At 72.6% G+C, this 18739-nt stretch carries 23 protein-coding genes; 19 read left to right on the forward strand and 4 right to left on the reverse strand.

The window, feature by feature from the left end:
• The first annotated feature begins 6 nt into the window (after window positions 1-6).
• Genes ACIPSA_RS12845 through ACIPSA_RS12855 form a run of 3 tightly spaced genes read left to right on the forward strand, consistent with a single transcriptional unit; the run spans window position 7 to window position 3484 of the window.
• Window positions 7-1959, forward strand: coding sequence for a prolyl oligopeptidase family serine peptidase (locus ACIPSA_RS12845; RefSeq protein WP_402632782.1), 1953 nt, complete (start codon window positions 7-9; stop codon window positions 1957-1959).
• Complete coding sequence (locus tag ACIPSA_RS12850; RefSeq protein WP_402632784.1) at window positions 1956-2879, forward strand: LD-carboxypeptidase; 924 nt, start codon at window positions 1956-1958, stop codon at window positions 2877-2879. The genes ACIPSA_RS12845 and ACIPSA_RS12850 overlap by 4 nt, the downstream gene beginning before the upstream one ends.
• 53 nt (window positions 2880-2932) lie before the next feature.
• Window positions 2933-3484, forward strand: coding sequence for a GNAT family N-acetyltransferase (locus tag ACIPSA_RS12855; RefSeq protein WP_402632787.1), 552 nt, complete (start codon window positions 2933-2935; stop codon window positions 3482-3484).
• Here the strand turns inward: ACIPSA_RS12855 and ACIPSA_RS12860 are convergent.
• Window positions 3456-3803: a DUF6204 family protein gene (locus ACIPSA_RS12860; RefSeq protein ID WP_402632789.1), complete on the reverse strand. Its 348-nt coding sequence runs from the start codon at window positions 3801-3803 to the stop codon at window positions 3456-3458. The two genes, ACIPSA_RS12855 and ACIPSA_RS12860, sit on opposite strands and share 29 nt — an antisense overlap.
• A gap of 67 nt (window positions 3804-3870) precedes the next feature.
• Between ACIPSA_RS12860 and ACIPSA_RS12865 the strand changes: the two genes are divergently transcribed.
• Together ACIPSA_RS12865 and ACIPSA_RS12870 are read left to right on the forward strand one after the other, a co-directional pair.
• Entirely contained in the window at window positions 3871-4779 is a 909-nt protein-coding gene (locus tag ACIPSA_RS12865; protein ID WP_402632791.1) for an arginase family protein, read from the forward strand.
• A gap of 40 nt (window positions 4780-4819) precedes the next feature.
• Window positions 4820-6781: a DUF5107 domain-containing protein gene (locus tag ACIPSA_RS12870; protein ID WP_402632794.1), complete on the forward strand. Its 1962-nt coding sequence runs from the start codon at window positions 4820-4822 to the stop codon at window positions 6779-6781.
• A 5-nt stretch (window positions 6782-6786) separates the two neighbouring features.
• On the opposite strand, the gene ACIPSA_RS12875 is transcribed toward ACIPSA_RS12870, so the two are convergent.
• A complete protein-coding gene (locus ACIPSA_RS12875; protein ID WP_402632796.1) occupies window positions 6787-7134 on the reverse strand; it encodes a VOC family protein in 348 nt (115 codons plus the stop codon).
• Between the two features lie 126 nt (window positions 7135-7260).
• On the opposite strand from ACIPSA_RS12875, the gene ACIPSA_RS12880 reads away from it, so the two are divergent.
• The 13 genes from ACIPSA_RS12880 to ACIPSA_RS12940 all read left to right on the forward strand — a co-directional run bounded on the left by ACIPSA_RS12880 (window position 7261) and on the right by ACIPSA_RS12940 (window position 16600).
• Window positions 7261-7698: a phage holin family protein gene (locus ACIPSA_RS12880; RefSeq protein ID WP_402632799.1), complete on the forward strand. Its 438-nt coding sequence runs from the start codon at window positions 7261-7263 to the stop codon at window positions 7696-7698.
• 185 nt (window positions 7699-7883) lie between these two features.
• Window positions 7884-9290, forward strand: coding sequence for an NAD(P)/FAD-dependent oxidoreductase (locus ACIPSA_RS12885; RefSeq protein ID WP_402632802.1), 1407 nt, complete (start codon window positions 7884-7886; stop codon window positions 9288-9290).
• A complete protein-coding gene (locus tag ACIPSA_RS12890) occupies window positions 9287-11143 on the forward strand; it encodes a transketolase (protein ID WP_402632805.1) in 1857 nt (618 codons plus the stop codon). Before ACIPSA_RS12885 ends, ACIPSA_RS12890 begins: the two co-directional genes overlap by 4 nt.
• Before the next feature lie 107 nt (window positions 11144-11250).
• Entirely contained in the window at window positions 11251-11628 is a 378-nt protein-coding gene (locus tag ACIPSA_RS12895) for a gas vesicle protein (RefSeq protein ID WP_402632807.1), read from the forward strand.
• Between the two features lie 49 nt (window positions 11629-11677).
• The gene (locus ACIPSA_RS12900; protein ID WP_402632809.1) at window positions 11678-12115 is read left to right on the forward strand and encodes a gas vesicle structural protein GvpA; all 438 of its coding nucleotides are present in this window, start codon (window positions 11678-11680) and stop codon (window positions 12113-12115) included.
• Window positions 12112-12885 carry a GvpL/GvpF family gas vesicle protein gene (locus tag ACIPSA_RS12905; protein ID WP_402632812.1) on the forward strand — a complete coding sequence of 258 codons (774 nt, stop codon included), beginning with the start codon at window positions 12112-12114 and terminating at the stop codon, window positions 12883-12885. Before ACIPSA_RS12900 ends, ACIPSA_RS12905 begins: the two co-directional genes overlap by 4 nt.
• Window positions 12886-12889: 4 nt before the next feature.
• Window positions 12890-13153: a gas vesicle protein GvpG gene (locus tag ACIPSA_RS12910; protein ID WP_402632814.1), complete on the forward strand. Its 264-nt coding sequence runs from the start codon at window positions 12890-12892 to the stop codon at window positions 13151-13153.
• Window positions 13150-13854, forward strand: coding sequence for a DNA primase (locus ACIPSA_RS12915; RefSeq protein ID WP_402632816.1), 705 nt, complete (start codon window positions 13150-13152; stop codon window positions 13852-13854). Before ACIPSA_RS12910 ends, ACIPSA_RS12915 begins: the two co-directional genes overlap by 4 nt.
• Window positions 13851-14978 carry an SRPBCC family protein gene (locus ACIPSA_RS12920; protein ID WP_402632819.1) on the forward strand — a complete coding sequence of 376 codons (1128 nt, stop codon included), beginning with the start codon at window positions 13851-13853 and terminating at the stop codon, window positions 14976-14978. Before ACIPSA_RS12915 ends, ACIPSA_RS12920 begins: the two co-directional genes overlap by 4 nt.
• Window positions 14975-15304, forward strand: coding sequence for a gas vesicle protein (locus tag ACIPSA_RS12925; RefSeq protein WP_402632821.1), 330 nt, complete (start codon window positions 14975-14977; stop codon window positions 15302-15304). The genes ACIPSA_RS12920 and ACIPSA_RS12925 overlap by 4 nt, the downstream gene beginning before the upstream one ends.
• Before the next feature lie 5 nt (window positions 15305-15309).
• On the forward strand, window positions 15310-16128 hold the full coding sequence (locus ACIPSA_RS12930) for a GvpL/GvpF family gas vesicle protein (protein ID WP_402633760.1): 819 nt from the start codon (window positions 15310-15312) through the stop codon (window positions 16126-16128).
• Window positions 16125-16316 carry a gas vesicle protein gene (locus ACIPSA_RS12935; protein WP_402568793.1) on the forward strand — a complete coding sequence of 64 codons (192 nt, stop codon included), beginning with the start codon at window positions 16125-16127 and terminating at the stop codon, window positions 16314-16316. Before ACIPSA_RS12930 ends, ACIPSA_RS12935 begins: the two co-directional genes overlap by 4 nt.
• Window positions 16313-16600, forward strand: coding sequence for a gas vesicle protein K (locus ACIPSA_RS12940; protein WP_402632823.1), 288 nt, complete (start codon window positions 16313-16315; stop codon window positions 16598-16600). Before ACIPSA_RS12935 ends, ACIPSA_RS12940 begins: the two co-directional genes overlap by 4 nt.
• Before the next feature lie 2 nt (window positions 16601-16602).
• On the opposite strand, the gene ACIPSA_RS12945 is transcribed toward ACIPSA_RS12940, so the two are convergent.
• Together ACIPSA_RS12945 and ACIPSA_RS12950 are read right to left on the reverse strand one after the other, a co-directional pair.
• Window positions 16603-16773 (reverse strand): hydrophobic protein, encoded by a 171-nt coding sequence (locus ACIPSA_RS12945; protein WP_402632826.1) that lies wholly within the window; start codon window positions 16771-16773, stop codon window positions 16603-16605.
• Between the two features lie 42 nt (window positions 16774-16815).
• Window positions 16816-17637: a class I SAM-dependent methyltransferase gene (locus tag ACIPSA_RS12950; RefSeq protein WP_402632828.1), complete on the reverse strand. Its 822-nt coding sequence runs from the start codon at window positions 17635-17637 to the stop codon at window positions 16816-16818.
• A 295-nt stretch (window positions 17638-17932) separates the two neighbouring features.
• On the opposite strand from ACIPSA_RS12950, the gene ACIPSA_RS12955 reads away from it, so the two are divergent.
• The gene (locus ACIPSA_RS12955) at window positions 17933-18637 is read left to right on the forward strand and encodes a histidine phosphatase family protein (protein ID WP_402632831.1); all 705 of its coding nucleotides are present in this window, start codon (window positions 17933-17935) and stop codon (window positions 18635-18637) included.
• Window positions 18638-18739: the final 102 nt, after the last annotated feature.

Genomic DNA, 18739 nt, shown 5'->3' on the forward strand with positions numbered 1-18739 from the left:
GACGACATGCGGACCTTGGCATACGGTTCCTGGCCCTCGCCCGTCGACGCGGCCCTGGCCGCCGCGCACGACGGGTCTCCCGAGTGGGTGGGCTTCGTCGGCGACGAGATCTGGTGGACCGAACCGCGGCCCGAGGAGGGCGGGCGCCGTACGCTCGTCCGCAGGCGGCACGACTGCACGGAGGAGTCCGTGCTCGCCGCGCCGTGGAACGTGCGCAGCCGGGTCGTCGAGTACGGCGGACGGCCGTGGGCCGGGGCTGTGCGGGGCGACCGGCCGCTCGTGGTGTTCACGCACTTCGCCGACCAGCGCCTGTACCGGTTCGAGCCCGGCGGCGAGCCGCGCCCGCTGACCCCCGTGTCCCCGGTGGGCGGCGGACTGCGCTGGGCGGAGCCGCTGCTGGACCTGGAACGCGGGGAAGTGTGGTGCGTGCTGGAGGAGTTCACCGGAGAAGCGCCGGGGGACGTGCGCCGGGTCCTGGCGGCGGTGCCGTTGGACGGATCGGCGGCGGCGGACCGGGACGCGGTGCGTGAACTCACCGAGGAGCGGCACCGGTTCGTCACCGGCCCCCGCGTCTCGCCCGACGGGCGCCGCGCGGTCTGGCTGGCCTGGGACCATCCGCGCATGCCGTGGGACGGTACCGAGCTGGTCATGGCCGAGGTCGCCGCCGACGACACCCTGCGCGGGGCGCGGACGGTCGCCGGAGGACGGGAGGAGTCCATCGCCCAGGCCGAATGGTCGACGGACGGTTGTCTACTGTATGCGAGCGACCGCAGCGGCTGGTGGAACCTCTACCGCGACGGCGAACCGCTGTGCCCGCGCGAGGAGGAGTTCGGCGGACCCCTGTGGAAGCTCGGGCACCGGTGGTTCGCCCCGCTGGCCGACGGGCTCATCGCCGTCGTACACGGTCGAGGGTCGACTGCACTCGGGATACTGCATACGGAATCCGGCGAGCTGGTCGACGTGGCCGGCCCCTGGACCGAGTTCGCACCCACCCTCGCGGCGCACGGCGAGCGCGTAGTCGGCGTGGGCGCCAGCCCGCGCAGCGCCTACGAGATCGTCGAACTGGACACCCGGACCGGCCGGGCCCGGCCGGTCGGAGCCCGGCACAGCGACCCGGTCGACCCCGCCCACTACCCGGAACCGCAGATCCGCACCTTCACCGGCCCCGCGGGACGCGAGGTGCACGCCCATGTGTACCCGCCCCACAACCCCGGCTGCATCGCCCCCGCCGGCGAGCTCCCGCCGTACGTCGTGTGGGCCCACGGCGGCCCCACCAGCCGGGCGCCGCTCGTCCTGGACCTGGCGATCGCCTACTTCACCTCGCGTGGCATCGGGGTCGCCGAGGTGAATTACGGCGGCTCGACCGGCTACGGCAGGCAGTACCGCGAGCGGCTGCGCGAGCAGTGGGGCGTCGTCGACGTCGAGGACTGCGCGGCCGTGGCACTGGCCCTCGCCCACGAGGGCACCGCCGACCGCGCCCGGCTCGCGATCCGCGGCGGCAGCGCCGGCGGCTGGACCACCGCGGCCTCCCTGACCGCCACCGACGTCTACGCCTGCGGCACGATCAGCTACCCCGTCCTCGACCTCACCGGCTGGGGCTCGGGGGAGACCCACGACTTCGAGTCCCGGTACCTGGAGAGCCTGGTCGGGCCGCTCGCCGAGGTCCCGGCACGGTACGCGGAGCGCTCGCCCAGCGAGCACGCCGACCGGATCACCGCGCCCTTCCTGCTGCTCCAGGGCCTGGACGACGTCATCTGCCCGCCCGCCCAGTGCGCACGCTTCCTCGCCCGCCTCGACGGGCGGCGGGTGCCGCACGCGTACCTCACCTTCGAGGGGGAGGGACACGGGTTCCGGCGGGCCGGGACCCTGGTGCGCGCGCTGGAGGCGGAGCTCTCCCTGTACGCTCAGGTGTTCGGGCTGAACCCGCCCGGAGTACCGACGCTGGAGCTGGCCCCATGAAGCACCTCGTACGGCCGTCCCGGCTGGCCCCGGGCGCCCGGGTGGCCGTCGTCGCTCCCAGCGGCCCGGTCGCCGAGGAGCGGCTGCAGGCCGGGCTCGACCTGCTGCGCGGCTGGGACCTGGAACCGGTCGTCGCCCCCCACGTCCTCGACACGCACCCGGACCTGCGCCACCTGGCGGGCGCCGACGCCGGCCGCGCCGCGGACCTGGAGCGCGCCTGGTGCGACCCGTCCGTGGACGCCGTGTTCTGCGCCCGCGGCGGCTACGGCGCCCAGCGCATGGTCGACCTCCTCGACTGGGAGACCATGCGCGCCGCCGGGCCGAAGGTGTTCGTGGGCTTCAGCGACATCACCGTCCTGCACCAGGCCTTCGCCACCCGGCTGGGCCTGGTCACGCTGCACGGCCCGGCGGCCGCGGGCATCGACTTCATCAAGAACGAACGCGCGCGGGAGCACCTGAGGGCCACCCTCTTCGCCCCGGAGGCGGTCCGCACCCTCACCTCCGCGGGCACGGCCCTGGTGCCGGGGCGGGCCAGGGGCGTCACCCTCGGCGGCTGCCTGAGCATGCTCGCCAGTGACCTCGGCACACCCCACGCCCACCCCGGTGCCCGCGGCGGGCTGCTCATGGTCGAGGACGTAGGCGAACAGCCGTACAGCATCGACCGGCTGCTGACCCAGCTCCTGCGCACCGGCTGGCTCGACGGCGTCGCCGGCATCGGGCTCGGCTCGTGGCACGGGTGCGGCCCCTACGAGGACGTGCGCGCCGTCCTCGCCGACCGGCTCGGCGGCCTCGGGGTGCCCGTCCTGGAGGAGCTCGGGTTCGGCCACTGCGACGGCGCGTCGACGATCCCGTTCGGGGTCACGGCCGAACTCGACGCGGACGCGGGCACGTTGACCCTCGACGAGCCGGCTCTGCGCTGACCGTCACGCGCGGCCCGGCGGCAGTGCCCCCGGCCAGGCCGTAGGGTGGCGGAATGCCGCACACCGCATCACGCCATCTCGCCGAAGGCCCCCGCGTCGGTATACGCCACTTCACCTACGAGGACGGGCCGGAGTTCACCGCCCGCGCCCGGGAGAGCAAGGACCTGCACCACCCGTGGCTGTTCCCGCCGGTCACCGAGGAGGCGTACGCGGCCTACGCGGGGCACCTGATCGAGGACCCGACGAAGGCCGGGTTCCTGGTCTGCGAGAAGGACGGCGGGGCCATCGCCGGGTTCATCAACATCAACAACATCGTCGGGGGCGGCTTCCAGTGCGGGGCCCTCGGCTACGGCGTCTTCGCGCACGCGGCCGGGCGGGGGCTGATGCGCGAGGGCCTGGACCTCGTGATCGGCCACGCGTTCGGGGCGATGCGGCTGCACCGGCTGGAGATCAACGCGCAGCCCGGCAACGCCGCCTCCATCGCCCTCGCCCGTGGCGCCGGCTTCCGGCTGGAGGGCTTCTCCCCGGACATGATCTACATCGACGGCGCCTGGCGGGACCACGAGCGGTGGGCGATCACCGCAGAGATGCGGGCTTCCGGTTGATCTTCATGGTGTCGAGGTCGGTGACCGTCGACTTCAGACCGGCGAAGCCGTGGCCGAGGCCGCGCAGCATGGCCTCGGCCCGTTCCTCCGCGATCGCCCCCGCCATCTCCTCGCCGTCGGCCGCGTCCGACACCACCACGAACCGCATCGAGAAGTGCTTCAGCGGAGACGGCTCGTACGACAGCGAGCCCTCCTCGGTGAACCGCATGCTCGCCAGACCGTGCCCGTCCGCCTCGGCCAGCAGCCGCTCCCGGGCCTCGTGGGTGAGCCCGTCCCAGGTGCCCCGGACGATGACCCGGTAGGTGTGCTGCTCACTCATGCGTCGTCGTTCCGTCCCTTGTCAAAACCGATGGACGACCGACTGTACGTCGTCGAGGATCGGCCGCATGCGGAATTTCGTGGTGCTCGACGCCCCCTCCAACCTGGGCCTGCGCCCGCCCGCCCCCGGCACCGTGCCCGGCTGTCACAAGCTCGCCGGTGCCCTGCGGGAACAGCGGATCGTGGAGAGGCTCGGGGCGCGCGAGGGCGGGGTCGTGGTGCCGCCGCGCTACGACCGTGGCGACTGGCGGGAGGGCGACGGCGTGTTCAACGCGGCCGCCATCGCCGCGTACACCGTCAAGCTCGCCGACCGCATCGAGCGGCACGTCCGCGCCGGAGACTTCCCCGTCGTCCTCGGCGGCGACTGCTCGATCCAGCTGGGCGCCTCGCTGGCAATGCGCCGCATCGGGCGCTACGGACTGGCCGCGGTCGACGCAAGTCCGGACTTCCGGCACCCCGGCAACTCCGACCGGATCGGCGCCGCGGGCGGCGAGGAGGTCGCCCTGTCCACCGGGCGCGGACAGCAGGACCTGACCGATCTGGAGGGCCTCAGGCCCTACCTCCGGGACGAGGACGTACGGTTCTTCGGCATCCGCGACCACTTCGCCGACGAGGACGACGAGTGCCTCGAACTCGCCGCCCTGAAGGTCCCCCTCGTCACCGTCGGTCAGCTGCGGGAACGGGGCCCCGACACGGCCGCCCGCGCCACCGCGCAGGCCTTCGAGATCCCCGAACTCGACGGATTCTGGGTGCACCTGGACGCCGACGTCCTCGACCCGACCGTGATGCCCGCCGTCGACAGCCCCGACCCGGACGGACTGCGCCCCGGCGAACTTATCGCCCTGCTGCGCCCGTTGCTCGCGTCCACCCGCTGCGTCGGCCTCAACGTCACCATCTACGACCCCGACCTGGACCCGGAGGGCACGGCGGGCGCGCTGCTCGCCGACGTCGTCGTGGCGGCCTTTGCGCAATCCTGACCGGCAGCTCCCCTGGCCGGTTCACCTGCCGCCGGGTTCCATGGTGATCGTGACGACGATCCGACGTGACGTACTGACCCTGCCCGCCGCGGAGTTGGGACCGGACAACCCGCTGCCCCCGTTGCGACCGCTCGACGAGGCACACCGTGTCGAGGACCGCGACCGGGCCGACCTGCCCCGGGACATGGTCCGGCAGATCGGTCACGAGCCGCTGCGCAGCCTGCTGCCGGTGCGTGTCCGGGACGGGTACGGCAGGGTGCGTGAGCCCCGTACGGTCGACGCGCTCGTGATCGAGAACGGCCGGCTGCGCGCCACCGTCCTGCCCGGCCTCGGTGGCCGCGTCGTGTCGCTGGTCCAGCTGCCGTCCGGCCGTGAACTCCTCTACCGCAACCCGGTGTTCCAGCCGGCGAACTTCGCCCTCAACGGCGCCTGGTACTCCGGCGGCATCGAGTGGAACATCGGCGCCACCGGCCACACCCCCCTCTCCTGCGCACCCCTGCACGCCGCCCGTGTCCCCGCCCCCGACGGCGGGCAGATGCTGCGTCTGTGGGAATGGGAACGGCTGCGCGACCTGCCCTTCCAGGTCGACCTGTGGCTGCCGGACGGCTCCGACTTCCTGTACGTCGGCGTCCGCATCCGCAACCCCCACGAACGGCCCGCACCCGCCTACTGGTGGTCCAACATCGCCGTGCCCGAGGAGAGGCGGGTGCTGGCCCCCGCCGAGGAGGCTTGGCACTTCGGGTATGAGCGGCGGCTGCGCCGGGTGCCCGTCCCCTCGTACGACGGCATCGACCGTACGTACCCGCTCAACAGCCCTTATGCCGCCGACCACTTCTACGAGGTGCCGGACGGGCGGCGCCGCTGGATCGCCGCGCTCGACGCGGACGGGCACGGGCTGGTGCAGACGTCGACCGACGTGCTGCGCGGCCGCAAGCTGTTCGTGTGGGGCTCGGGGCCGGGCGGGCGCCGTTGGCAGGAGTGGCTCACCGAACCCGGCACCGCCGGCTACTGCGAGATCCAGGCCGGGCTCGCCCGCACCCAGGTGGAGCACGTGCGGCTGGAGGCGGAGAGCGAGGTGTCCTGGCTGGAGGCGTACGGGCCCATCGACGCGCCGCCGCAGGGGGAGTGGCCCTCGGTGCTGCGCACGGCGGAGGAACGGCTGGAGGCGGCCCTGCCACGAGCGGACGTCGACGCCGCGTACGCCGCCTGGAAGCCGTACGCCGACACCGAACCCGGCGAGCGGCTCGCCACCGGCTCCGGCTGGGGCGCTCTCGAAGTACTGCGCGGCGACCTCAAGCTGCCCGGCACGCCGTTCGACGAGGCCACGCTCGGCGACGCCCAGGCGCCGTGGCTGGAACTGCTGAGCTCCGGCTCCCTTCCGGAACCGCGCCGGGTCAGGCCGCCCGGCGAGACACTGGTCGCCCCGCACTGGCGGGACATGCTGGAGACCGCGCCCGCCACCCCGCTCACCGAGTACCACCTCGGCGTCGCCCAGTGGCACGCCGGCGACCGGGCGCAGGCGGTGCGCAGCTGGGAACGCGCCCTGGGGCTCGCGCCCTCGCTCTGGCCGTTGCTGCGCTGCCTGGCCGTCGCCGACCAGGAGTCGGGCCACCACGAGCGGGCCGCCGACCGCTACGCCGACGCCTTCGACGACCTGTGCCGCGAGCGGCGCGACGACGGCGACCTGTGGACGGCGGCCACCGCCGCGCTCGGCCGCGAGGCCCTGGAGGCACTGCTCAGGGTCCGGCGGACGGCCCAGGCGAGCGCCGTGTGGGAACGGCTGCTTCCCGCCGTGCGCGCGAGGGGCCGGTTCCGGCTCCTGGAGGCCGAGCTGTTGCTCGCGCAGGGGCGGCGCGAGGCGGCACGGGCCGTCTTCGACGACGGCTTCGAGGTGGCCGACCTGCGGGAGGGCGCGGAGACGATCGGCCGGCTGTGGGCCCGCCTGAGCGACGAGCCCCTGCCCGCCCGCCACGACTTCCGCATGCGGCCCGACACGCTCTGAGATGCTCAGCCCCGGTGGTCCACGTACTCGAACACCGCCCCGTCCGGATGCATCGCGATCAGATTGCGGCCCACCGGCGTCGGAACCGGGCCCGCGATGATGCGGGCCCCGAGCTCGCTGAGGGTGCGGTGGGCGTCCTCGACGTCCTCGACCGCGATCGTCGCGGTCACCTTGCGCAACACCTCCAGCTCGGCCTCGGGGCCGCTCATCAGCAGGAAGGAGCCGACCGCGGCGACCTGCACGCCACCGCGTTCGAACCGGAGAGCGCTGCCGCCCGCGAGGCGTTCGTAGAAGGGGATCGCGGCTTCGATGTCGTCGACGCAGATGCGCAGCGAGGCGCCCAGAATCTCCATGCGGACGAGCCTAGTTCCGGCGGTCCGGCGAGGAGATCGCTTCGGCGGATCACCCAGTTCGACACGAATCACGTCAGTTCGTCACGGACCACGTTATACGTACACATATGCGGGTACGCGGCCCTCATGGAGCCCTTGGATCACCTTGAACACCTGGACAAGCAGCTGGTGGACGAGCTGGCGCTGGTGGCACGCGAGACCGTGCGCGACGAGCTGCTCCAGCAGACCCGCAAGCAGCGCCGTACCGCCACCCTGTACGCCGCGTCCGGCGCCGTCGCCCTGTACGCGGGCGGGGCGCTCGCGCTCGCCCTGGGGCTGGCCCTCGCGACCGGCCTGCCGGGCTGGGCCGCCGCGCTGATCACCGCGGCGATCCTGGGCGTGGTGGCCTACGCGCTGCGCGGCGTGGCCCGGCCCAGGCACCCGCACCCCGCGCCCCCGGCCCACGTCGTCGGCGGCACCCCGCCCGCCGGACCTCCCGGCGGCCTGGGCCTGTCGTACCCGCCCCCGCCCACGCAGGCGCCGCGCTGGCCCGAAGACCCGGAAGCGCCGCACCACAGGGCGTGAGACCCGAGGGGGCGCCGGACCGCGGCGCCTCCGACGATTCGGACCGCGGAGCCTCGGACGATCGCGACCGCGGGACCCCCGGACGCGTGTGACCGCCGTGCGCCGTCCGCCGCCCCGGACGTTTGGGTGACCCGGCGAGGGGGACACGGAAAGCCTCGGACGAGCCACACCGCCGGAGGCGCACAGTGAGCCGACCCCGCATCGTGATCGTCGGCGCCGGTTTCGCCGGATACCGTACGGCCCGCTCCCTGTCCCGGCTGCTCAGACACCGGGCCGACATCACCCTGCTCAACCCGACCGACTACTTTCTGTACCTCCCCCTGCTGCCCCAGGTCTGCGCGGGCATCCTGGAGCCGCGCAGGGTCACCGTCTCCCTCCCCGGCACGCTGCGCCAGGTGCGCCCGGTGCTCGGCGAGGCGCGCCACATCGACCTCGACGCACGCACCGTGCACTACGCGGACCCGGAGGGCGGCCTCGGGACCCTGGTCTACGACCGGCTCGTCCTCGCCGTCGGCAGCGTCAACAAGCTGCTGCCGGTCCCCGGCGTCGCCGAGCACGCGCACGGCTTCCGCGGCCTGCCCGAGGCCCTGTACCTGCGCGACCACGTGACCCGCCAGGTGGAGCTCGCCGCCACGGCCGGCGACCCGAAGAGCGCCACCGCCCGCTGCACCTTCGTCGTGGCCGGCGCCGGCTACACCGGCACGGAGGTGGCCGCCCACATGCAACGCCTCACCGCCGAGCTGGCGCGCAGGCATCCGCTCCCCGGCGGCGTGCGGCCGCGCTGGCTGCTGCTGGACGTCGCGCCGCACGTGCTGCCCGGGATGGACGAGCGGCTCTCGCGCACCGCCGAGCGCGTACTGCTGCGCCGCGGCGTCGAGGTCCGCACGGGAACCGCCGTGAGAGAGGCTACCGGCGACGGCGTCCTGCTCACCGACGGCGAGTTCGTCGAGACACGGACACTCGTGTGGTGTGTCGGCGTACGGCCCGATCCGCTCGTCGAGGCCACGGGGCGGCCCCTGGAGCGGGGCCGGCTGATCGTCGACCCGTACCTTCGAGTGCCGGGTGAGCAGGCGGTGTTCGCGTGCGGCGACGCGGCCGCCGTACCCGACCTGAACACCCCGGGGACGCTGACACCGATGACGGCACAGCACGCCTGGCGGCAGGGCAGGGTCGCCGCGCGCAACGTGGCCGCGTCGCTCGGCGTCGGGGAACGCCGCCCCTACCGCCACCGCGACCTGGGCTTCGTCGTCGACCTGGGCGGTGCCGAGGCCGCCGCCGACCCGCTCGGCATCCCGCTCTCCGGCCCGCCGGCCGCCGCGGTCACCCGCGGTTACCACCTCGCGGCGATGCCCGCCAACCGCGCACGCGTCGCCGCCGACTGGCTCCTGGACGCCGTACTGCCGCCCCAGGGAACCCAGTTGGGGCTCGTGCGGTCCTGGTCGGTCCCGCTGGACACGGCCTCCCCGGAACTGGCCCGGGTACCCGGCGGTCCCGAGCACCGCGTCGCTCCCGAGCACCACGTCGCTCCCGAGCACCACGTCGCTCCCGGCCCCGTCAAGCGTGCCGACATCCCCGCGGAAGGAGACTCATGAACACCGCCGAACTCGTCGAACTTGCCCAGCAGTTGCGCGTGGACAGCGTCAGGGCCGCCGCGGCCGCGGGGTCCGGGCATCCGACCTCGTCCATGTCCGCCGCGGACCTGATGGCCGTGTTGCTCGCACACCACCTCCGCTACGACTTCGACCGCCCCGCCCACCCGGGCAACGACCGCTTCGTGCTCTCCAAGGGACACGCCTCGCCCCTGCTGTACGCCTCGTACAAGGCGGCCGGTGTCCTCGACGACACCGAACTGCTCACCTTCCGCAGGCTCGGCAGCCGTCTGGAAGGGCATCCGACGTCACGGCGGATGCCGTGGGTGTCGACCGCCACCGGCTCGCTCGGCCAGGGCCTGCCGGTCGGCGTCGGCATCGCGCTGGCCGGAAAGCGGCTGGACCGCACCGAATACCGCGTGTGGGTGCTGTGCGGCGACAGCGAGCTCGCCGAGGGCTCCGTGTGGGAGGCGGTCGAACACGCGGCGTACGAACACCTCGACAACCTCGTCGCGATCGTGGACGTCAACCGGCTCGGGCAGCGCGGCCCCACCCGGCACGGCCACGACCTGGACGCGTACGCCCGCCGCTTCCGGGCCTTCGGCTGGCACACCGTCGAGGTCGACGGCCACGACGTCGACGCGGTCGACCGTGCCTACGGCGAGGCGGAGTCCACGAACGGGCAGCCGACCGTGATCCTCGCCCGCACGCTCAAGGGCAAGGGCGTCGCCTCCGTCCAGGACCGCGAAGGCCTGCACGGCAAGCCGCTGCCCGACCCCGAGGAGGCGATCGCCGAGCTGGGCGGCCCGCGCGACCTCCACGTCCGGGTGCAGGAACCGGCCGGCGCCCGGATGCTGCACTCCGTCGGCACGTCGGCGCTCGAACTCCCCCGCTACGACAGGGGACATCCGCCCAAGGGCGTCGCCACCCGGGACGCCTTCGGCCGCGCGCTCGCCGCGCTCGGCGACGCCCGCGGCGACGTCGTCGTCCTGGACGGCGAGGTCGGCGACTCCACCCGTACCGAGCTGTTCGCCAAGGAGCACCCCGACCGCTTCTTCGAGTGCTACATCGCCGAACAGCAGCTGGTCGCCGCCGCCGTCGGCATCGCCACGCGCGGCTGGGTGCCGTACGCCTCGACCTTCGCCGCCTTCTTCACCCGCGCGTACGACTTCGTGCGCATGGCCTCGATCAGCGGCTCCGGCATCAACCTCGTGGGCTCCCACGCGGGCGTCGCGATCGGCCAGGACGGGCCCTCCCAGATGGGCCTGGAGGACCTGGCGATGTTCCGGGCGGTGTACGGCTCGACCGTGCTGTACCCGTGCGACGCCAACCAGACCGCGAAGCTCGTGGCCGCCATGGTCGGCCTGGATGGCATCCGCTATCTGCGCACCACACGCGGCGAGACCCCGGTCATCTACCACCCGGACGAGGAGTTCCCCGTCGGCGGAAGCAAGGTGCTGCGCTCCTGCGGCGAGGACCGGCTGACCGTGGTCGCGGCCGGGGTCACCGTGCACGAGGCCCTGGCCGCCGCCGATTCGCTCGCGGCCGAGGACATCCGGGTCCGGGTCGTCGACCTGTACTCCGTCAAGCCGGTCGACCGGCACACGCTGCGGCAGGCGGCGGAGGAGACCGGCTGTCTGCTCACCGTCGAGGACCACCACGAGGAGGGCGGCCTCGGGGACGCGGTCCTCGACGCGTTCCTCGACGGCAGGCCCGTGCCGCGCCTGGCCCGGCTCGCCGTCCGCACGATGCCGGGCTCGGCCGCCCCCGACCAGCAGCTGCACTTCGCGGGCATCGACGCCGAGGCGATCGCGGCGGCCGGGCGGCTGCTGGTGGAGGAGGCGATCGTGCGCTGAGCCGCCCTCGGCGCGCGCACGCCGTCCCGGGACGCTGTGCGACGGAGAGTGCTCGTGAAGGTTTGGGCCGCGGGCTCGACGGCCACCCGGGGGATGAGGTGGCCATATTGAATACAAGAGACACATCGCATACCAATCCTTCGCATACATCTCATAACGCTCAGGAGTCACGCCAAGACCGTAAAGACACCGACAGGCGCAGTGCGGACGACCGGCCCAGCCCCGTCGAGGCGCTGCGCGAGGCGCGCGCCCAGCTCGCCGAGCTGACGGGCATGGCCGCCGAGTCCGTGTCGTCGTTCGAGCAGACGGACGACGGCTGGTCACTGGAGGTGGAGGTCCTCGAACTCGCCCGCGTGCCCGACACGATGAGCCTGATGGCGAGCTACCAGGTCGACCTCGACCCCGGCGGCCGGCTCACCGGTTACCGCAGGACCCGCCGCTACGAGCGGGGGCGGGCGGACGCACACCGGCCGGGCGGCCGCTAGACCGGCCGCCCGCGACCGACATTTCCCCCCACGAGGAGGCTCGGTCGGCATGACAGTCGTCCCAGCACAGCAGACCGGCGGTGGAGGCAGCAGCGGCCTCTACGACGTACTGGAACTCGTCCTCGACCGAGGACTCGTCATCGACGCGTTCGTACGGGTCTCCCTGGTCGGCATCGAGATCCTGAAGATCGACGTACGGGTCGTCGTGGCCAGCGTCGACACCTACCTGCGCTTCGCCGAGGCGTGCAACCGGCTCGACCTGGAGGCGGGCCCGCGCAAGAGCCCCGGCCTGCCCGACCTGGTCGGCGAGATCACCGAGTCCGGCGCGCGCGGCAAGTCCAAGGGCGCGCTGTCCGGTGCCGCCGAGACCATCTCGGACGCCTTCAAGCAGGCGCGCGACGAACGCGGCGAAGGCTCCGAGCGCGAGGCCGAACAGCGGCCGAGGGCCCGCAGGACCACCGCGCGCAGGAAGGAGGAGCAGGAGTGAGCACGTACGTCTACGGCATCACGGCCGCGACGCATTCTTCCCTGCCCGAGGGCATGGGCGGCGTCGGTGACCCGCCGCGAAAGGTGCGCATCCTGAAGGAGGGCGGGCTGGCGGCCGTCGTCAGCGACGCCCCGGAAGGGCTGCGCGCCAAGCGCAGGGAGCTGCTCGCCCACCAGACCGTGCTCGCCGAAACCGGCGCGGCCGGCTGTGTGCTGCCCATGCGGTTCGGCAGTGTCGCCCCCGACGACGACAGCGTCACCCGTGTGCTCGCCGAGCGCGCCGGCCACTACGAGGAGCGACTGCGGGAGCTGGACGGGAAGGTCGAGTACAACATCAAGGCGACGCACGACGAAGAGGCCGTGCTGCACCGCGTCATGGCCGAGAACCCGGAGCTGCGCGCCCAGGCCGAGTCCAACCGAAAGGCCGGCGGCGGCAGCTACGAGCAGCGGCTGCAGTTCGGCGAGATGGTCGCGGCCGCGGTGCGGGCGCGGGAGGTCCAGGACGCGGCAGAGCTGCTGCAGGCCCTGGAGACGGAGGCGGCCGCGGTGAGCGCGGGCCCCGAGTCCACCGGCTGGCTGGCCAACCTGTCGTTCCTGGTGGACCAGGACTCCGCCGAGACCTTCCTGGCCGCCGTGCAGCAGTTCCGCGAGAGCCGTCCGCACCTCGAAGTGCGGGCCCACGGGCCGCTGCCGCCGTACAGCTTCGTCGAGCCGGGCCCGTCCGAACCGGCGGGCACCACGGTGGGCGGCGCGGAGACCGGATCGGGGTAGTGCCATGGGACTGATCGGAGAGGTGCTGCTGCTGCCGTTCGCGCCCGTGCGCGGTACCGGGTGGGTGATCCGGCAGGTCGTGGAGGAGGCGGAGCGGATCTACTACGACCCCGCCACGGTCCGGGCCGAACTCGCGGCGCTCGAACAGCGGTTGGAGACGGGCGAGATCGACGAGGACGAGTTCGACCGACTCGAGGACGAGCTCCTCGACCGGCTGGAGATCGCCCTGCGCCGAGGCGCGGGGACGGACAATGGGACATTCACATGAACCGCATAGGACTGGGCCTCGCCCTAGGGGCCGGATACTTCCTCGGACGGACGAAGAAGCTGAAGCTGGCGCTCGCGCTCGGCTCACTGGCGGCCGGGAAGCGGCTGAACCTGAGCCCGCGAATGGTCACGGACCTGGTGTCCCAGCAACTGCGGGACAACCCGCAGTTCAAGGAGATCGGGGAGCAGCTGCGCGGGGACCTGCGAGGGGTCGGCAAGGCCGCCTCCGGCGCCATGGTCGAGCGGCAGATGGAGGCCTTGGCCGACCGTCTGCACGGGCGCACCGCAGAGATGCGCGACCAGCTCGAAGGGCTCGGGGAATCCGAGGACGGCCATGACGAGGAGGAGACCGCCGAAGAGGCCGAGGGCAAGGAAGAAGAGGCCGAAGGCAAGGAAGAGGTCGAGGAGGAGGAAGAGGCCGAGGGCGAGGAAGAGACGGAGGAAGCCTCCGAAGGCGGCGGGACCGGATCCGGACCGTCCGGGAAGGACACGGCGCAGAAGACGGACAGGAGGGCCCCCGCCAGGAAGGCCGCCCCCGCCAAGAGGACGGCCAGGAAGGCACCGGCGAAGCGGGCCGCCCGGAATGCCCCCGCGAAGAAGGCGGCGGCGAAGGAGACGGCGGACAGGAAGAAGACGTCCACGGGCGGGAGCGCCGCGCGAGGCGCCCGGGCCCGGCTTCCGAAGGGAGGCGGCGAGTCATGACCGAGACCCTCGGATCCGCGCGGTCCGCGGCATCGTCCACGGACGGCAAGGCCACGGAGAGCCCGCTCGGCCGGCTGGCGGAGAGCGAGGCGGCCGACCGCCTGAAGGCCGAGGTGCAGGAGTACCTCGCCGCTCAGGCCGAGCGCATGCTGGCCGGCGTCGGCCGCAAGCTGGGCGAGACCACCGGCAAGCTCAACGACATCGCGGAGGGCAACAGCCCCGGCTTCGGCAAGCTCGCCCTCGACGCCGGGCGCAAGTTCGCCGAGGGCAAGGGCCCGCTGCGCTCCGCGCTGGAGCTCGGCGCCTCGCACGCGAAGGACAGCGTGGTCGGCGCCCTGAAGAACCTCGGCGGCAAGGGCAAGCGCAAGCGCGGAGCGGGCCACAAGCCGACCGTCATCATGGAGTACATCGACGTCGGCGTGCCGCTGCGCACCGCCTACGACCAGTGGACCCAGTACCAGGACTTCAGCACCTTCGCGAAGGGCGTGAAGAGCGCGAGCCGCGCCGACGACACGACCTCCGACTGGCAGCTCAAGGTCTTCTGGTCCAACCGCAGCTGGAAGGCGCACACCACCGAACAGGTTCCCGACTACCGAATCCAGTGGCAGTCGGAGGGCGCCAAGGGCACCACGAAGGGTGTGGTCTCCTTCCACGAGCTGGAGGACAACCTCACCCGCGTTGTGCTGGTCATGGAGTACTACCCCAAGGGCCTGTTCGAGAAGACCGGCAACATCTGGCGGGCCCAGGGCCGCCGGGCCCGGCTCGACCTCAAGAACTTCGCCCGCTTCATCACCCTCAAGGGCGAGGCCGAGGATGGCTGGCGCGGTGAGATCCAGGACGGCGAGGTGGTCCAGAGCCATGAGGACGCGGTCGCCGAGGAGGAACGGTCCGACGAGGAGCAGCGACCGGAGGACGAGAACGAGGCCGAGGACGAAGCGGAAGAGTACGAGGACGAGGAGCCTCAGGAGGGCGAAGCCGAGGACGAGTACGAGGACGAGGAGGACGACGAGGAGGAGGCGGAGAACGGCGGCGCACCCGAGAACGAGGACGACTACATCGAGTACGAGGACGAGGACGAGGAGCAACCCGAAGACGAGTACGCCGAGAGCGGGAGCCGTCGATGACGACGCCCGCCCGGCTCCCGGAGCCGTACGGCCAGGGCGGCGGTGCCAACCTGGCCGACATCCTGGAGCGCGTGCTCGACAAGGGCATCGTCATCGCCGGTGACATCCGGATCAACCTGCTCGACATCGAACTGCTCACCGTCAAGCTGCGGCTCGTCATCGCCTCCGTCGACAAGGCCAAGGAGATGGGCATCGACTGGTGGGAGAGCGACCCCGCCCTGTCCACACGCGCCCGCCGCGACGAACTCCAACGGGAGAATGCCGAGTTGCGCGAGCGACTGGCCCAGCTGGAGCCCGGCCGCGTGCAGCAGGAGGAGGCCCCATGAGCGGGATGACCGGTCTGCGGTACGTCTACGCGGTCTGCCGCCCCTTCGACGCGGCCCTGCAGTCCCAGCTGACAGGAGTGGCGGGCGCCCCGCCGGGGCTGCTGAGACACCACGGCCTGATCGCGGTCGTCAGCACGGTCCCGGAGGGGGAATTCGCCGAGCAGCCGCTCCACGCCCATCTGGAGGACCTGGACTGGCTGACCGAGACCGCCCGCGCCCACCAGGGCGTGATCGACGCGCTCACCACCGTCACCACGCCACTGCCGCTCCGGCTCGCCACGGTCTTCCGGGACGACAGCGGCGTACGCGTGATGATGGAGGCGCGCGAGGACGACTTCCGGCGCACCCTCGACCGGCTGGAGGGCCGGGTGGAATGGGGTGTCAAGGTGTATCTGGAGCCGGAGCCGCCCGAGGAGCCCGCCGCCCGGCCCGCCCGGCAGCCCGTCAGCGGCCGGGACTATCTGCGGCAGCGCCGGCAGCGCAGCCGCTCGCACGAGGACAGGTTCCAGAAGGCCGAGGAATTCGCGAGCCGGCTGCACGAAACGCTTTCCCGGTACGCCGAGGAATCCCGGCTGCACGCCCCGCAGAACTCGTCGCTTTCCGGTGTCCGGGGAGAGAATCTCCTCAACGGGGCCTATCTGGTGCCGCGCACGCGGTCCGAGGAATTCGTGGAACTGGTCGACCGCACAAAGGACGAAGCGGCAAAGGACGAAGCTGAACAGGACGAAGCTGAACAGGGCGAAGCGCCCGGAATTCGGGTGGAACTCACCGGCCCCTGGGCGGCCTACTCGTTCACGGGCGATCCGTCGGAGGAGGAACGGTGACCGCCGTCGAACGCCGTGAGGTCGCCCTGGTGGACCTGCTCGACCGGCTGCTCGCCGGGGGCGTCGTCATCACCGGGGACATCACGCTGCGCATCGCCGACGTGGACCTCGTCCGGATCGACCTGAACGCGCTGATCAGCTCGGTGAGCGAACAGGTGCCCTCCCCGTGGCCGGAGGTGACGTCGTGACGGAACGCCGGAGGAACCGGCTGGACCTGGAACCCGACACGGTCGAACGCGACCTCGTCAAACTCGTCCTGACCGTCGTGGAGCTGCTGCGCCAGCTGATGGAACGGCAGGCGCTGCGCCGCTTCGACACCGGCGAGCTGAGCGAGGAACAGGAGGAGCGGATCGGGCTCACCCTGATGCTCCTGGAGGACCGCATGGCCGAGCTGCGCGACCGCTACGGACTGCGGCCCGAGGACCTGAACCTGGACCTCGGGCCGCTGGGACCGCTGCTTCCGCGGCGGTGAACTCACCACCGGTACCAGCGGCCCCTGCCTCCCGCGGCGCTCGTGCCGCGCATCAGGAATCCCAGAAGCCATAGCACGAGAACCGCCAGAGCGATCCACCAGAGCAGTTTCACCGCGAATCCGGCACCGAAGAGAATCAGCACCAGAAGCAGTACCAGCAGGATGGGAACCATAATGTGAACCTCCTGCCTTCCGCGTTTCCCGTTATCCGGGAATCAGGCCTCCTTGCGGCAGAGAATTTCTCCGTGCAGCACGGTGAACCAGCCGTCCTCCCGCTTCCCCCACTCCCGCCAGGCCTCCGCAACGGCCCGCAGCTGTCCGGCGGTCGCGTGACCGCCCTCGACGGCGAGGTCCGCGTACGCCGAGGCGACGGTGCGGTCCGCCCACAGCCCGCTCCACCACACCCGCTCCTCGGGCGTGCTGAACGTCCAGGTGCCGGAGGTCGCCGTGACGTCCGTGAGCCCGGCGGCCAGCGCCCAGGACTTCAGCCGCCGCCCGGCGTCCGGCTCGCCGCCGTTGGCTCGGGCGACCCGGCTGTACAGGTCCTGCCAGTCGTCCAACCCCGGCACCTGCGGATACCACGTCATCGCCGCGTAGTCCGAGTCGCGGACGGCGATGAACCCGCCGGGCTTGGTGACCCGGCGCATCTCGCGCAGCGCCTGCACCGGGTCGCCCACGTGCTGCAGCACCTGGTGCGCGTGGACCACGCAGAACGTGTCGTCCGGGTAGCCCAGTGCATGGACGTCGGCGACCGCGAAGTCGACGTTCGTCAGGCCTCGTTCGGCGGCGACGGCCCGGGCCTGGTCCAGGATGCCCGACGCGTGGTCGACGCCGGTCACCCGGCCGTCGGGGACCAGCGCGGCCAGGTCGGCGGTGATGGTCCCCGGACCGCAGCCGATGTCCAGGATCTTCATGTGGGGCTTGAGCGAACCGAGCAGATAGGCCGCGGAGTTGGCGGCCGTCCGCCAGGTGTGCGAACGCAGCACCGACTCGTGGTGCCCATGGGTGTAGACAGCGGTCTCCTGCGGCTTCGGCATGACTCAACCCCTTGTCGTCGGACGGGCGTTCGGGGCGTGAGGCCCCTGTCGCCGGTACACACCACCGTACGCGTGCATGCCGAATATTGAGATACACGTTCCACCATGTGGACTAAGGGCCGGTCTGCGACCCGGCTCGCTTCGGGGCGGGCGGTACACCGTCGGTGCCGCGGCCGGCCGCTCCACCGTCGCCGCCCCCGCCGCGAACCACAGCACCCCGTCTCGAAGGGGGCGGGTAGCCTGAAGGCGCCGTTTGCCGTGTGCCGGCGGTGTGATCGAGCGAGAGGAACCCCGAATGCGCCTGCTCCTCGTCCGCCACGGCCAGACCCCGACCAACGTCGACTTCCTGCTGGACACCGCCGTACCCGGGCCCGGTCTGACCCCTCTCGGCCTGCGGCAGGCCGCCGCCCTGCCGCGGGCCCTCGCGGACGAGGACATCGACGCCGTCTACGCCTCCACGCTGGTCCGTACGCAGTTGACGGCCGCCCCGCTGGCGGCCGCCCGCGGGCTCGACGTGATCGTGCGGGACGGCATACGCGAGCTGTCCGCCGGGGACCTGGAGATGCTGCCCGGCGACTCCGAGCGCGGCCGGCTCTACATGCGGACGGGGTTCGCCTGGGCGGCCGGCGACACCGCGCTGCGGATGCCGGGCGGGGAGAGCGGGACCGAGGCGCTGGCGCGGTACGACGCCGTGGTCGCCGAGGCCGCGGCGAGCGGTGCCTCGGCCGTCGCCATGGTCAGCCACGGAGCGGCGATCCGGGTGTGGACGGCCGCCCGCGCCGCGAACGTCGACGTGCGCTTCGCCGCCGCCCGCCCCCTCGACAACACCGGCGTGGTCGTCATGGAGGGCTCGCCGTCCGACGGCTGGAAGGCGCTGTCCTGGGCGGGCGCGGTCGTGACGCCCACGGGGGAGGCCGGTCCGACGGGGCGGCCGCAGCCGGTGAGCCAAAGGGGCGCGCCGGTCTCCGGAGACCGGCCGCAGGCAGGCCCGAAGAGCTGAGCACGGGGGCTCGGGCCCCGGCTGGAGCGCCCCGGAGGCGGACCGGCCGACCGGAGGGGCCGCGGACCCGGCCGGATAACGGTTTGCGCAGGTCGGGGGCGG

This window comes from Streptomyces sp. NPDC086549, from assembly GCF_044746205.1.
In the GTDB taxonomy this organism is placed as follows: Bacteria; Actinomycetota; Actinomycetes; order Streptomycetales; family Streptomycetaceae; genus Streptomyces.